The organism is Haloarcula sp. R1-2, from assembly GCF_011627385.1.
Lineage (GTDB): Archaea > Halobacteriota > Halobacteria > Halobacteriales > Haloarculaceae > Haloarcula > Haloarcula marismortui.
In genome coordinates this window covers 1,286,791-1,299,691 of record NZ_JAANTG010000001.1, presented here as the reverse complement: position 1 = coordinate 1,299,691, position 12,901 = coordinate 1,286,791, and the positions used below count along the sequence as shown (strand labels likewise).

Here is a 12,901-nt window from a genome sequence, read left to right as displayed (position 1 = left end):
GCCCGTGGGAGGTAAATGGTGGTGTCACCGGACGCCGAAGACGACTTCCATGCTCAGAGAGAGCCCGAGGACGAACAGGCTCGCAACAAAGAGTTTCACTGGCGGCGAGAATCGGTCTTCGGGTGGGGCGAGCGTATCGAGGGGTGGCACGGCACGAGCCAGCACCGACTCGAACGGCGTCCGCTCCCGCGCTGACACGCCAAACGACACGTCTGATTCACCGGACTCGTCGGAATCGAGAGATGGCGCACGCCACAGTGTGACCGAGGCGTAGCCAAACAGCGCGAAGCCGATAAAAAACAGTGCGAATTTCACTGTCACCCAGCCACCGCCACGGAGCGGCGAGAGCACGCCACCGATAAGCGTCGCTGTGAGCGTTACGCCGAGGGCGTACCACAGCAGATCGAGTATCTTTCCCGCCAGGTTATCCATCGTGCGTGTCGTAGCCACGTTGGCGGAGTTCGTCGCCAGGAGAGACGTGCTCCTGTGCGTGTCGGTGACAGAAGCTCATCCGTCCATCGTCGACATCGTAGTACTGCGGCGTTTCGGTGTCACACTGACTGCCGAACACTTCTCTGAGGTAGGCACGAGCGGCGTCGGGGTCGCCATCACTGAGATACGACGCCGCCTGCTCGACGTGCTCCTGTACGTCCGGCGGAAGGGTCACGTCGCTGAACTCCTCTTCGACGATTTCCTCGCTGTCGGCCAGCGCGGTGTCGAACCCGAGTCGTTCCTTGAGCCGCTCACCGATCGACTGTTCCGCGCGCGACCGCTCGCGAATGACATCACGGAACTCTCGAATCCGGTCCCACACTGCGTCGCTAGCGTCTATGTCCTCTGGCCGAATCCGAACGGGACACCGCGTTGCGAAGGGACACCCCTGCGGCGGATCCCGTGGACTCGGTGGTGAGCCCGGCAGAGTGATCCGATCCACCTGAACCGTCGGATCCGGTTCTGGAATCGCCGACAGCAATGCGCGCGTGTAGGGGTTTTCTGGGCTCTGGAACAACTGTTCCGTCGGCCCGACTTCCATGAGGTTCCCGAGATACATCACCCCGACGCGGTCACAGATGTGCCGGACCACGCTCAGGTCGTGCGCGATGAAGAGGTACGTGAGACCGAACTCCTCTTGGAGCTCCTCCAGCAGATTGAGTATCTGGGCCTGAACGGACACGTCGAGTGCCGAAACGGGTTCGTCGAGGACGACGAACTCCGGTTCGAGTGCGAGTGCCCGAGCGATGCCGATGCGCTGTCGCTGCCCGCCGGAGAACTGGTGGGGATATCGGTAGTAGTGCTCCGGCATGAGCCCGACCTGGTCGAGCAGTGTCCGCACTTTCTCCCGACGCTCGCGGGCCGTGCCCTGTTCGTGAACGTCCAGCGGTTCGCGGATAATCTCGCCGACAGTCATCCGGTCGTTGAGGCTCGACTCGGGGTCCTGAAACACCATCTGGGCGTTGCGGCGCCACTGCTTGAGGTCGCCGCCGCTGAGCTCGGTTATATCGGTTCCATCGAAGGAGACCGTCCCAGACGTAGCCGTCTCCAACTGGATGAGCGTCCGACCCAGAGTTGTCTTGCCACAGCCGGATTCACCGACTAGCCCGAACGTCTCGCCGCGTGAGATTTCGAAGTTCACGCCGTCGACGGCTTTCACCGGGTCTCCCCCGAGCAGTCCACCGCCTTCGTAGTACGTCTTCAGGTCCTGTACATCGAGCAACGTCTCGTCGGCTTGGTGCGACACGGTATCGACGACTGATTCACTCATTTGGGTCACCTCCCTCACTGTGTCCGCCGGTGCCCCCGGCACTGTGGCCGTGGCCACCATCAGCCCGGGCATCGCTGTCGTCGGACCCGACCGGACTGGTATCCTCTCCGGCGTTTCGCTTCGCAGCCGGCCAGTCGTCCGCCGACAGCGCTTCGTCTGCCTCGGCACCTGTCTGGTCTGCGTTCGCTTCGTGCTGTGTCACAGTGTCGTCGGTAGGCATATCTTCGGGGTACAGGAGACAGGCGGCGGTGTGGTCTGCTGAGTCGCCGACCTCGACGTGGGCGGGATGGACCCGCTCACACTCGTCGAAGCCCTTCGGGCACCGGCTGACGAATCGGCAGAACGACGCCGATTCGTGCGGCGTCGGTACGTCCCCTTCGATAGTGGGTAGCCGATCCGTACTGGGGTTCCGGCCGGGAATACTCTGCAGGAGTCCCTGCGTGTATGGATGGTGTGGGTTTGCGAACAGTTCCTTGACGGGTGCTTGCTCAACGACTTCGCCGGCGTACATCACGGCGACGCGGTCAGCAACTTCCGCGATGACGCCCATGTCGTGCGTAATGAACATGATGCCGATGTCACGCTCCGTCTGAATCTCCTGCAACAGGTCAAGAATCTGGGCCTGAATAGTGACATCGAGCGCCGTCGTCGGCTCGTCACAGATGAGCAGGTCTGGGTCACAGGCCAGTGCCATCGCGATGACGGCTCGCTGGCGCATCCCGCCGGAGAACTCGTGTGGGAACTCATCGACACGCCGCGCCGCGTCGGGGATGCCGACTGCACGCAGCAGTTCGATGGCTTCCGACTTGGCTTCGGCACCTTCCATATCGCGGTGGAGCTCTAGCGCCTCGATGATCTGGTTCCCGACAGTGTACACCGGGTTGAGTGAGCTCAGCGGGTCCTGAAACACCATCGCGATGTCCCCGCCACGAACTGACCGGTACTCCTTCTCTGAAAGTGCCGTCAGCTCTCTCCCGTCTAATCGTATGGACGACTCCTCGCGGATTTCGCCCGGACTTTCGACCAGTCCCATTATCGAGCGCGCGGTGACACTCTTGCCGGAGCCGGATTCGCCGACAATACCGAGTGTCTCGCCGCGAGCGATTTCGAAGGACACCCCGTCGACAGCGCGGATCTCCTCTCGGTCGCTGTGGAACACTGTTCGGAGGTTGTCTACGGCCAGCAGTGGCTCGCCGTCTTCGGTGTGGCTCATCCGCCACCACCCCCGGCGGCCGCGCCAGTTGCACCGCCTTCAGCACCCTCGCTCTGTGGGTCGATAGCGTCACGAATCCCATCACTCAGTGCGTTGAACCCGGTAACGACCAGCGTAATCAGGATACCCGGAATGAGCGAGATGTGCCAGGACTGACTGGCGATGTACGACTGTCCAATGTTGATCGCCCGCCCCCACTCAGGAGTCGGGGCGGTAATCCCGAGCCCGAGGAACGAGAGGGCAGAGACCGAAATAATGACCCCGCCCAGTGTTAGCGAGGCATAAACCAAGAGATAGCCGAGGATATACGGTGCCATATGTTTCCGCATGATCACAGTGGGTCGCTGGCCGTAACTCTTTGCCGCGTCGACCCACTCCTGTTCCCCGACCTGTAACGCAGGGCCACGCACCGCTCGCCATAGCCCCGGCCAGCGTATTAACGCGAACAGGAGGATGAACAGCATCGCCCCGTTGTACAGCTCTGCTATCCAGTGATTCTTGAACACCACTGTCGCAAGAATCACCAGCAACAATGCTGGCATTGCCTGCACGGAGTCACTGGTCAGTACCACGATGAGGTCAGTCACCCCCTTGTAGTAGGCGGTAACTAATGCCAGCGTCGTCGCAATAAAGCCTGCAATCGCCATCGATCCGAGGCCGATGAACAGCGACACCCGTGCACCAAAGGCGAGGAAGGTGAACAGGTCCTTGCCGCTGACGAGCGTTCCGACGGGATGGAACCGCCCGAAGTCGTCGTAACTCCAGATTCCGACGTTGCTGTCACCGCTCCCGCGGGAGGCGGAACCGAGGTTCGCCTCACCGATAGTGATCGTTTCGACCGTCTCCGTGTCCGCGTCGTAGTACTGCATATCGTGGGAGTACGGTCCCTCGATATTCTCTTCGGCCGTCGTTGGGCCGACAACGGGCGCGAACGCGGCCATCGTGATGAAGAAGACGACGACCGCAAGTCCGAACAGGCCCCAGTAGTGGCTTCGGAGTCGGTCGATGACGTCGTCAGTCGGCGTCCAGTCAGCGGCGCGGTAGTGCCGGCGGAACGTCACATACCCGTACCACAGCCAGCCCAGCAAGACTGCAACGTATACGTACACCAGCAGGAAGCGAATGAGCCATGCGTACTTCGGCTCAAGGCCAAGGAACGTGCCTTGCCAGGCGCTCCCGTCGTAGTATCCTCGGTTGGGTATCAGTTCGCGGCTCAGCAGGTGCGGCAGTTCGCTGAAGAACGCCGACGCACTGGCGAACGCCTCGGCACCGGGCGCGCCCGGAAGTAGCCCGAGTCCGAAGCCAATCGCGCCGAGCAGCCCATCGAGGTACGTCGGTCCCTCAAGCAACAACAGGAGACAGAGCCCGGCCCCCCACAGCAGTGCCGGCCCGGGGTGGGCCTTGAGTCGGTCCCGTAACGGCTGATCGATGTCTTCGGTGAGTTCTGTCTCCATCATGCGTCGTACCCCACGCGTGGGTCGATAATTGTGTACGCGAAGTCCTGTACGATATTCAGCCCGACGATAAGGAGGATAAACAGATACATCAGTGTTCCAACAAGCGGGAGGTCACCCTGCTCTGCCGCCCGGAAGAACAGGAGACCGATACCGTTAATCGAGAAGACAGTTTCGACGAGCACTGACCCGCCAATCAGGATGAACGCTTCCGCAGTGATCACCGGCACGAGCGGAATCAGGGCGTTTCGGAAGATGTGCTTCCACACCAGTACTCGCGGTGAGACGCCTTTGGCCTTGGCCGTTTCGACGTACTTCGAGTTGATCGTTTCGAGCACGGCAGTTCGGCCGATACGCATCTCTGTCCCCATCGACGCGGACCCGAGCACCAGTGCGGGCGGCAGTATCTGCTTTGTCGCTTTCGCGAGGTTGGTCCATGCCTGTCCCGGGTCAGTTATCAATCTCGTGGGATTCTTGAGCACGGCGAGGTTCGGCGAGGTCACGACGTTCGTCTCCACGATGAAGCTGGTCCAGCTGAACCCGAACAGCTGTTCCGTCTGTGAAAGCACCGTCACCAGAATGACCGCGAGCCAGAAGTTCGGCATCGCTCGCCAGACAATCCCACCGAAGGAGGCGAAGTAATCCGAGAACGTATTCGGATTCAGGCCGGCGTAGAAGCCAAGCGGAATGCCGATTCCAAGGGCGATCAGGACCGCCCAGAATCCGAGCCAGATCGTCCGCGGTGCGTAGCTAATGATGAGGTCGATGGCCGGCGTCCCGGAGTTGACCACCCACGACTGGCCCAGATCGAACAGGAACAGGTCACCCATAAACTCGAAGTACTGTTCCCAGAGCGGTTCGTTCAGTCCCAATCGTTGTTCGATCTGTCGAATCGCACGTGCATCACCTTGCGGACCGAGGATCGCCGCTGCAGGACTGAGCGGCCCCAGCCGGATAATTGCGAACGTTACTGTCGTCCCGAATATAATAACAGGGATTGACAGTACCAAGCGCTTGAGCATATACGTAGCGCGGCTCATGGCTTAGCTTGTCTCCGTTGTACGGGTACTTGTGAGTTCATAATCTCTGAGGGCTGCGAAGTTGTTCCCGTCACCAACCGTGACGGGGACGGTCACGCCAGCAGGGACGCGATTACTCTCTGTCTCCGAGCGACACAGTGTTCATCTTCTGTCGGCTCGGTCCCATCCCGGCAGGCGGAGCAAAGTCGACGTGGTCGTACCAGAACAGCTCAGTCAGCTCGTGATACACCGGCAGCATGGCGACGTCTTCCCAGTTCGCGTTCTCCATCTCGATGTACGCGTCGTTCCGGGCGGTCTGGTCCTCTTCCGTCGGTGCCGGGTTTTCGGCGATCGCCTGATATGCCTCCTCAGCCTGCTGGGCAGCGTCGCCGTTCTCCGGCTGCCAGTTGACGTACGAAATCGGGAAATCGAGGCTCGTGTCAGTCTGTGGCGGGTTCAGCAGCTGGAGGAAGTTGTCCGGGGCGGGCCAGTCGGCGACCCAGCCAAGCGAGTACATCTCTAGCTCGCCGTTGCGACCACGTTCAAGCAGCGTGTTGAACGGCGCCTGGTTGACTTCGAGGTCGATGTAGACACTCTGTAGCTGGTCTCGAAGGATGCTTGCGGTTTCGCTCCAGACACCGGACTCGTAGATTGTCAGCTCCATGGCGAACCGCTCGTTTTCGCCGTAGCCAGCTTCTTCCATCACCGAGCGGGCCTCTCCGAGTTGGCTGTCGTCGTAGCCGTACGGGTACTCGTTTTCGGCGCGGTCGTTGTAGTTCTGGGCGCCGCCGGGGAAGATGGACTTCGGCGTGAAGTTGTAGGCGGGCTCGCCGCGCTGTTTGAACACCTGTTCGACAACGGTGTGCTGATTCATCGCGTACGCGACCGCCTGACGGACCGGCTTGGGTACGCTGGCCATATTGAACCCGAGATAGAACACCCCGATATTCGATACAGCGGAGTAATTGGCCGTGGCGCCGTTGCGCAACTCGCCGTAGGACCCGATCTGACGACCCTGGTCGTCTTCCTCTTCGACGGACACCTTCCCGGGGTCGTACTGCGCCGTGGGGAGCTCGAAGATGTCGGCATTGCGGTTCATCGCGTAGTTGTAATTGGCCGAATCGTTCTCGATGACCGCAAAGTGGACGCCGTCGACGCTCGCGCTCTCGCCGTAATAGTCGTCGTACGCGCTGACCCTGGCCTCAGTGCCGGAGTCCCACGTGTCGAACTCGAAGGGACCGTTCCCGACCGGGTTCGAACTGGAGAACTCGGCCTGTGTCATCTCGCCCTCATACCCTTCGATATCGCCGACCATGCCCTCAGGAACCGGTGAGAAAGAGGAGTACGCGAGCATTTCCAGCGTGGATGCAAACGGTGATTCCAGCTGGATTTCGAGCGTTGTTTCGTCGATAGCTTCGACGCCGAGCGTCCCGGACTGGTACACTTCCTGTTCCTCGCCGTCGACCGTCTCGGTCGTCGTCTCGTGTGTCACGCCCAGCGAGTCCAGAACGAAGTAGGCACGACTGGAGTTGCTAGATGCAGTCAGTCGCTCGAACGCGTAGACAAAGTCGCTGGCGGTTACGGTGTCCCCGTTGTGGAAGGTTGCATCCTTCAACTGGAACGTGTAGGTTGTGAAGTCCTCAGATACCTCATAGTCCGCAGCCATAAGCCCCTCTACAGCGGGCTGACTGTCGGGATAGTTCATCAGTGGGTCGAACATCTGCTGGATGACGATTCCCGACTGGGTGTCGGTCGCCTCGATCGGGTCCATCGTCGTCATCGTCCCCGTGTTGACCCGCCAGAGGTCCCCCTCTTCCTTCAGGTCGGTCCCGACATCGCCCCCACTGTCGTCTGTCGAGTCCATGCCGCCGCCGGTTCCCTCCTCTGCTCCCTCAGTCTCGTCACTATCACTGGAACATCCCGCCAGCGCTGCGGCCGCCGCAGCACTGCCCGTTGCTTTCAGAAACGATCGCCGTTCCATGCTACTTGAACGTGGCATATTGATACCCAAATTGCCCCCTACAAATAGAAGTTATGTCATACAGTAGCTTGAAATATTAAACTGCTCGCATGAAGAAATTCAGTTTATTATCTATAGTAATCTTACATGATATATCCTGTAGTGAATGTTACCTGAATGCAAATATTCCACCCCACACAACGGAATTATCGGCGGTATTGACCGCGCGCACTGGTTTTTACGTGGATTGGTAGGTGGGAGTAACAGCGGCCGCTGTCAGAAACTGCGCTACCAGTCGACGGAGAGTGACCCGTCGCCGTTTGGGTCCGGGGCGATTTCTTCGTTCGTTCGCCGGTCGATGACGTGGATGATGCCCCGGTCCTTCTTGGCTGGACAGGCCTCCGCGGCCGCGATATTGTGATCGAGGTCTGACTCGTCGATGAAGTACGCCTCGGGCTTGGCGATGCCAGTGTCCAGGTCAAGCGTCCAATTGCGCGACTTCTCGGCGCATTTGCCCGCGCCGAAGCACTTGTTCGCCTCGAAGATTATTTTGTAGGGCTTCTCCTCGACCGGGGGGCCGTCCTGTTCGCCGAACTCGCTCGGGTCGACGTGGTCGTCCGCGTCTGTCATTACGCCCCGTTCGGGATGGACCGTCTTTCGATTGTCGGTCTCGCCGTTGTTCGCCGCTACGTCTCAGTCGTCGAGACGACCTCGACGGGGTCCCCGACGGCGAGCGCCGCGTCGCGGTCGGCCTCAGGAACGCGGGCGATGAGCATCAGGGTGTAGAAATGGTCGAAGGCGTCCCGGTCGGCCCACTCCGGAAACGTCTCCTGTCGGCGTTCGATGAACTGTTCTCGGAACCCCGGGGTTTCCTTCCCGGTGTCGGGGTCTCGCTGCGGGACCACACAGCGACCGCAGGGTGTCACCCCTTCGAAGCGGACACTGCCGGCCCGGAATGCTGGAGCGTCCGCGCCGACGAAGCGGTCTTCCCAGAACGCCGGGACGCCGCCGACCTCGACGTTCGCCCGGAGTCGTCGGCGCAGCCCGTCGACAGTCACGTCGTCGAACCACGATGCCACCGTTTCCAGTGTCGCGGTACTGATGACCGACGGCCCCATTTCCCGCCGGTCGACGTACCCAAGTGTCTCGTCGCGCTCGACGGTCAGGTCCACACCGAAAAATTTGCTGAGCCAGTCGGCGGCTCGGGTGCGATCACTTGCATCCCGGAGTCTGAACGACGCGCTATCGCCGTCGGTGGTGACCGACAGTGTCCCCGTTTCGGTGTCGTAGCCGGTGTCGATGTCGTGGACGCGGCGGGTTCGCTTCCCGTTGACCACGCCGCCGTCGGCGTCGAACAGGGCGAACTCGCGGTCGTGCGCCAGCGTCCCGCCCGGACGCATCGATACTGAGTCGCAGTCCATGCCGTCCAGTGCCTTGACGGGGTAGACGGTGAGTCGTTCGACGTGTGCCACTATCGGTTGCTCGGTCGGAACAACGAAAACGTTGTCTGGTTACCGGTGAACGTCGACCGATTCCAGCAGCATCTCCTCGGTCGGCGCGTCGTTGCGGTCGGTGTCGACGCTGCCGATAGACTCGACAACGTCCATTCCGTCGATGACCTTCCCGAAGACGGCGTGCTTGCCGTCGAGGTGGGGCTGGGCGTCGAGGGTGATGAAGAACTGCGAGCCGTTGGTGTTCGGGCCGCTGTTGGCCATGCTGAGGACGCCCGGGCCGTCGTGGCTGAGTTCGTCGTGGAACTCGTCGTCGAAGGAGTAGCCGGGGCCGCCGCGACCAGTGCCGGTCGGGTCGCCCATCTGGATCATGAAGTTCTCGATGATCCGGTGGATGTCGATATCAGTGTACAGCGGGTCGATGCGCTTCTCGCTGGATTCAGGGTCTTCCCACGCACCGGTCCCCGGGCCGACTTCGGTCCCGTCGTAGTCGTCGGCCCCTTCGGCCAGACCGACGAAGTTCTCGACGGTAGTCGGCACGCGCTCGTCGTACAGTTCGACTTCGATCTCGCCCTCTGTCGTGTGGAGGGTTGCAGTCAGGTCACTCATACTCAATCGGAGGGAAGCCCGGCAGAAAAGCCTGCCCACTGACCGAGGATTCACGTACTGCAACGAGGCCATCGCCGCCATAGTCTGAGTAGCTGTCGCGTGGCGGGACGCGGGAGTCCGACGCGTCGCCACGCGAGCGGGAGTGTCGGCTGTTCGTTGCGCCGGGCTACGGCAGGTGTGACAGCAGTAGCTCCGAGACCTGCTCGGGGGCGTCGAACTGGACCCAGTGGCTCGCCGCCGGGAGCCGCTCGACTCGACAGTCCGGGACCCATTCTTCGAGGTCCTGGGTCAGGTCGAGCGAGAGCGCATCGTCCTGAACACCCCAAATAAGGAGCGTTGACGCTGTCACTGGACTGTTGCCGACCCCGCCCGCCGTGAGCGTCAGCTTTGCGTTCCGCCGGCCAAGCGCCCGGTAGTAGTTGACCGCGGCCGTGCGCGCGCCCGGCTGCCCGAGCGCCCGCTTGTACCGCCGCACGTCGGTCTCGGTGAAGGCGTCAGGGCGGGTCGGTCCGTCAGTCAGAATGCGCTCCAGCATGGTGAAATCGTTCCAGCCGAGGCTGGCCTCCGGAAGCGCGGGAAGCTGGAAGAACAGCACGTACCAGGAGCGCAATAACTGGTCGACCGAGTGGCGGAGCGCTCGTTCGTATGCCGAGGGGTGTGGTGCATTCAGAACCGCAAGCTGGTCGACAACATCGGGACGGTCGATAGCGGTCTGCCAGGCGATGACACCGCCCCAGTCGTGCCCAACAATGTGGGCCTGTTCGCGGTCGAACGCCGACACGAGGCCCGCGACATCGGCGACCAGTTCGTCGATGTGATAGGCTCCGACGCCCTCGGGCTTGTCGGAGTGGTTGTAGCCCCGGAGGTCGGGTGCAACCACGCGGTAGCCGGCGTCCGCGAGCGCCGGGAGTTGGTGTTTCCAGGCGTACCAGAACTCCGGAAAGCCGTGCAACAGGACGACGAGGTCGCCGTCCGGCGGCCCGGCGGTCACGGTATGAAGCCTGATACCGTTCGTGTCGACCAGCTCGTGGGTTCCGGGGGTTTCTGCTGCGGGTACCGTCCACGCAGTGCTGTCACGAGCGCTGGCGTGTTGTCCCATCAGAATCATTTCGCCCGCTCGGTAGAAGTGGGTTCCGCTCTGTGGGCCGTTGCCGGCTTAGAAGGTCCGAAGCTCGTCGAGTGTCGCCGCTGCGCTGTCGTCGGCAATCGCTTCACGGGCCTGTTCGAGGCCGTCCTGAATACTGTCGGCGTCCTCACGGGCATAGATGCGGAGGGCGGCGTTGAGCGCGACAGCATCGGCAAAGCCGTCTTCGCGCTCGCCGGCCAGCACAGCCTCGGTTATCGCCGCCGACTCTTCGGCCACGTCGTCGACCTGCAGGTCCTCGCTCTCAATGTCCATCCCGTACTCGCCGGTGCGGATTTCGAAGTCCGCGATGTCCTCGTCGTCGGACTCCTCGCCGGTGACGGGCCATTCGGCCACGATTGTCTCGCCGGGGCGAACGTCGTCGTAGCCTTCCATTCCCTGGAAGAACAGGGCACGCTCGACGCTGCTGGTCTCGGACTGGGCGAGCGTTCGGACCATCTTCTTTGCGAAGGCCAGATGGTAGAAGCTGCCGAGATGCACACTGGCGTTGGCGGGGTTCGCAAGCGTCTCGACAGTGTTGACGAACGTCCGGACGCCCATGTTGTCGCGGCGCTCGAACAGGGCGTCGATGCCGGGGTTGAACTCGGGCTGGTAGTAGTAGCCGAAGCCGACCTCGTCGACCATATCGGCACTTTCGCTCGGCTCGATTTCGGTTCGGACGCCCAGTTCGTCTAACACGTGCTTGTAGGCGTCCTGCTTCTGCGTCGGGACGCGGTCGCCGGAGTGGACGACAACGGGCGTCCCGGCGGCGGCGGCGACGACACCTGCGCCGACGCCGAGAATCGCGGACCGGCCTTTGCCGTCGTAGTTGGCCCCGCAGTCGACAGGGTCAGCTTCTGGCGTAGCTGTCTCGACCGATTCCTCGGACATCACGTCGACATACGCACCCAGTTCCTCGGGGGTGTTGCGCTTCCAGCGGTTGGCGAGCCAGAACGCGCCAAGCGTCGTGTGGTCGGGTTCGTCGCCGAGGATGCGCTGGAACGCCTCCCGGGCCTGTGTGCGGGACATGTCGTCGGCCGATTTGTGACCGGAGCCGACAACTTCCGTCATGAGTCGTTTGAGCGGCCATTCGCCGTACTCCCGGGTCGCTTGCGCCATGGAAACGTGTTCGGGCCAGAGTTCAAAAGCCCCTGCGTTTTGTTCTCAGTTTATGGGAACTGACCGCCTTCCCGAAAGGGATACACGACTACACTCCTAATCGAATACAATGAGTCTCCAGTCGGGCGAGTGGCGCGAGCAGATCGACGAGGTAGACGCTGCGCTCATCGATGAGTTCCAGAGTGACTTCCCGATTCAGGAACGCCCCTTCGAGGCCGTTGGTGATGCGCTGGGGGTCTCGGCGGGAACAGCACTCGACCGGGTCAAAACGCTCCGTGACGACGGCATTTTCCGTCGGTTCGGTCCGGTTCTTAATCCGCCGGTCATCGGCTCTTCGACGCTGGCTGCTGTCAGTGCCCCCGAGGACCGGTTCGACGAGGTTGCCGAGATAATCAACGGGTACCGGCAGGTGAACCACAACTACGCTCGCGACCACGAGTGGAATATGTGGTTTGTTGTCACTGCAGGCTCCCGACAGCGACGCGACGAGATTCTGGCCGAGATTGAGGAGCGAACCGGCTGTTCGGTACTCGTCTTGCCGATGTTGACTGATTACTACATCGATCTGGAGTTCCCGGTTGTCAACGGTGACCGGTTCGCCCGGGAGAGTCTGGAGACGACCGACGCCACTGCGACTCGAATAAGCGAAGATGCCGCCGCGGACCTCTCGGAACTGGACCGACGGTTGTTGCTCGAAATTCAGACTGGTTTCCCGCTTGTCGCAACGCCATACCGAGACGTGGCGGACGCTGTCGATGCCGACGTGTCCGAAGTACTCTCGGCTATCAAGCGACTCCAGCGAACCGGCTGTATCAAGCGCATCGGCTGTGTCGTGAATCACATCGTCACCGGGTTCGACAACAACTGCATGGTCGTCTGGGACGTGCCGGACGACGCCCTCGACGAGCGTGGGCAGGCAGTCGGCGAACTCCCCTATGTCACGCTCTGCTATCACCGGCCACGCCGCCCGGAGCAGGACTGGCAGTACAACCTCTTTACAATGATCCACGGACGCGAAGCGGACATCGTGGACGAGAAGATAGACGAACTCGCGACTGACCACCTCCCGTACGACCACGGCCGGCTGTACTCGACGGAGACGCTGAAACAGACTGGGGCACGATACGACGATATCGTCGGCCAGTAACCGTTCTCAATCAGGGTGTCCCGGGAACGGTGGCCGGAACCCTT

The 12,901-nt window shown here is 61.6% G+C and carries 12 protein-coding genes; 1 reads left to right on the top strand and 11 read right to left on the bottom strand.

The window, feature by feature from the left end:
- Positions 1–24: 24 nt before the first annotated feature.
- From G9C82_RS06570 to G9C82_RS06520, 11 genes are all read right to left on the bottom strand, one after another.
- Positions 25–432, bottom strand: a complete 408-nt coding sequence (locus G9C82_RS06570; protein ID WP_004964121.1) for a hypothetical protein — start codon at positions 430–432, stop codon at positions 25–27.
- Complete coding sequence (locus tag G9C82_RS06565; protein WP_127013668.1) at positions 425–1,762, bottom strand: ABC transporter ATP-binding protein; 1,338 nt, start codon at positions 1,760–1,762, stop codon at positions 425–427. Before G9C82_RS06565 ends, G9C82_RS06570 begins: the two co-directional genes overlap by 8 nt.
- A complete protein-coding gene (locus G9C82_RS06560; RefSeq protein ID WP_127013667.1) occupies positions 1,755–2,975 on the bottom strand; it encodes an ABC transporter ATP-binding protein in 1,221 nt (406 codons plus the stop codon). The genes G9C82_RS06565 and G9C82_RS06560 overlap by 8 nt, the downstream gene beginning before the upstream one ends.
- On the bottom strand, positions 2,972–4,429 hold the full coding sequence (locus tag G9C82_RS06555) for an ABC transporter permease (protein ID WP_004964112.1): 1,458 nt from the start codon (positions 4,427–4,429) through the stop codon (positions 2,972–2,974). The genes G9C82_RS06560 and G9C82_RS06555 overlap by 4 nt, the downstream gene beginning before the upstream one ends.
- Positions 4,429–5,469 (bottom strand): ABC transporter permease, encoded by a 1,041-nt coding sequence (locus G9C82_RS06550; protein WP_004964110.1) that lies wholly within the window; start codon positions 5,467–5,469, stop codon positions 4,429–4,431. Before G9C82_RS06550 ends, G9C82_RS06555 begins: the two co-directional genes overlap by 1 nt.
- A gap of 112 nt (positions 5,470–5,581) precedes the next feature.
- Positions 5,582–7,429 carry an ABC transporter substrate-binding protein gene (locus G9C82_RS06545; protein WP_127013837.1) on the bottom strand — a complete coding sequence of 616 codons (1,848 nt, stop codon included), beginning with the start codon at positions 7,427–7,429 and terminating at the stop codon, positions 5,582–5,584.
- Between the two features lie 267 nt (positions 7,430–7,696).
- A complete protein-coding gene (locus tag G9C82_RS06540) occupies positions 7,697–8,038 on the bottom strand; it encodes a ferredoxin (RefSeq protein ID WP_127013666.1) in 342 nt (113 codons plus the stop codon).
- A 56-nt stretch (positions 8,039–8,094) separates the two neighbouring features.
- Entirely contained in the window at positions 8,095–8,880 is a 786-nt protein-coding gene (locus tag G9C82_RS06535; RefSeq protein ID WP_127013665.1) for an MOSC domain-containing protein, read from the bottom strand.
- Positions 8,881–8,919: 39 nt separating this feature from the next.
- Complete coding sequence (locus G9C82_RS06530; RefSeq protein WP_004964101.1) at positions 8,920–9,468, bottom strand: peptidylprolyl isomerase; 549 nt, start codon at positions 9,466–9,468, stop codon at positions 8,920–8,922.
- 166 nt (positions 9,469–9,634) lie between these two features.
- Positions 9,635–10,567: an alpha/beta fold hydrolase gene (locus G9C82_RS06525; RefSeq protein WP_127013664.1), complete on the bottom strand. Its 933-nt coding sequence runs from the start codon at positions 10,565–10,567 to the stop codon at positions 9,635–9,637.
- Between the two features lie 57 nt (positions 10,568–10,624).
- Positions 10,625–11,710, bottom strand: coding sequence for an anthranilate phosphoribosyltransferase (locus tag G9C82_RS06520; protein ID WP_127013663.1), 1,086 nt, complete (start codon positions 11,708–11,710; stop codon positions 10,625–10,627).
- A gap of 109 nt (positions 11,711–11,819) precedes the next feature.
- On the opposite strand from G9C82_RS06520, the gene G9C82_RS06515 reads away from it, so the two are divergent.
- On the top strand, positions 11,820–12,857 hold the full coding sequence (locus G9C82_RS06515; protein WP_004964094.1) for an AsnC family transcriptional regulator: 1,038 nt from the start codon (positions 11,820–11,822) through the stop codon (positions 12,855–12,857).
- Positions 12,858–12,901 lie beyond the last annotated feature (44 nt).

Excerpts from the sequence above, each read along its gene's own strand:
- G9C82_RS06525 (WP_127013664.1), bottom strand. The coding sequence starts at position 10,567 with ATGGGACAACACGCCAGCGCTCGTGACAGCACTGCGTGGACGGTACCC.
- G9C82_RS06570 (WP_004964121.1), bottom strand. The coding sequence starts at position 432 with ATGGATAACCTGGCGGGAAAGATACTCGATCTGCTGTGGTACGCCCTC.
- G9C82_RS06540 (WP_127013666.1), bottom strand. The coding sequence starts at position 8,038 with ATGACAGACGCGGACGACCACGTCGACCCGAGCGAGTTCGGCGAACAG.
- G9C82_RS06550 (WP_004964110.1), bottom strand. The coding sequence starts at position 5,469 with ATGAGCCGCGCTACGTATATGCTCAAGCGCTTGGTACTGTCAATCCCT.
- G9C82_RS06520 (WP_127013663.1), bottom strand. The coding sequence starts at position 11,710 with ATGGCGCAAGCGACCCGGGAGTACGGCGAATGGCCGCTCAAACGACTC.
- G9C82_RS06555 (WP_004964112.1), bottom strand. The coding sequence starts at position 4,429 with ATGGAGACAGAACTCACCGAAGACATCGATCAGCCGTTACGGGACCGA.
- G9C82_RS06565 (WP_127013668.1), bottom strand. The coding sequence starts at position 1,762 with ATGAGTGAATCAGTCGTCGATACCGTGTCGCACCAAGCCGACGAGACG.
- G9C82_RS06545 (WP_127013837.1), bottom strand. The coding sequence starts at position 7,429 with ATGGAACGGCGATCGTTTCTGAAAGCAACGGGCAGTGCTGCGGCGGCC.
- G9C82_RS06530 (WP_004964101.1), bottom strand. The coding sequence starts at position 9,468 with ATGAGTGACCTGACTGCAACCCTCCACACGACAGAGGGCGAGATCGAA.
- G9C82_RS06515 (WP_004964094.1), top strand. The coding sequence starts at position 11,820 with ATGAGTCTCCAGTCGGGCGAGTGGCGCGAGCAGATCGACGAGGTAGAC.
- G9C82_RS06560 (WP_127013667.1), bottom strand. The coding sequence starts at position 2,975 with ATGAGCCACACCGAAGACGGCGAGCCACTGCTGGCCGTAGACAACCTC.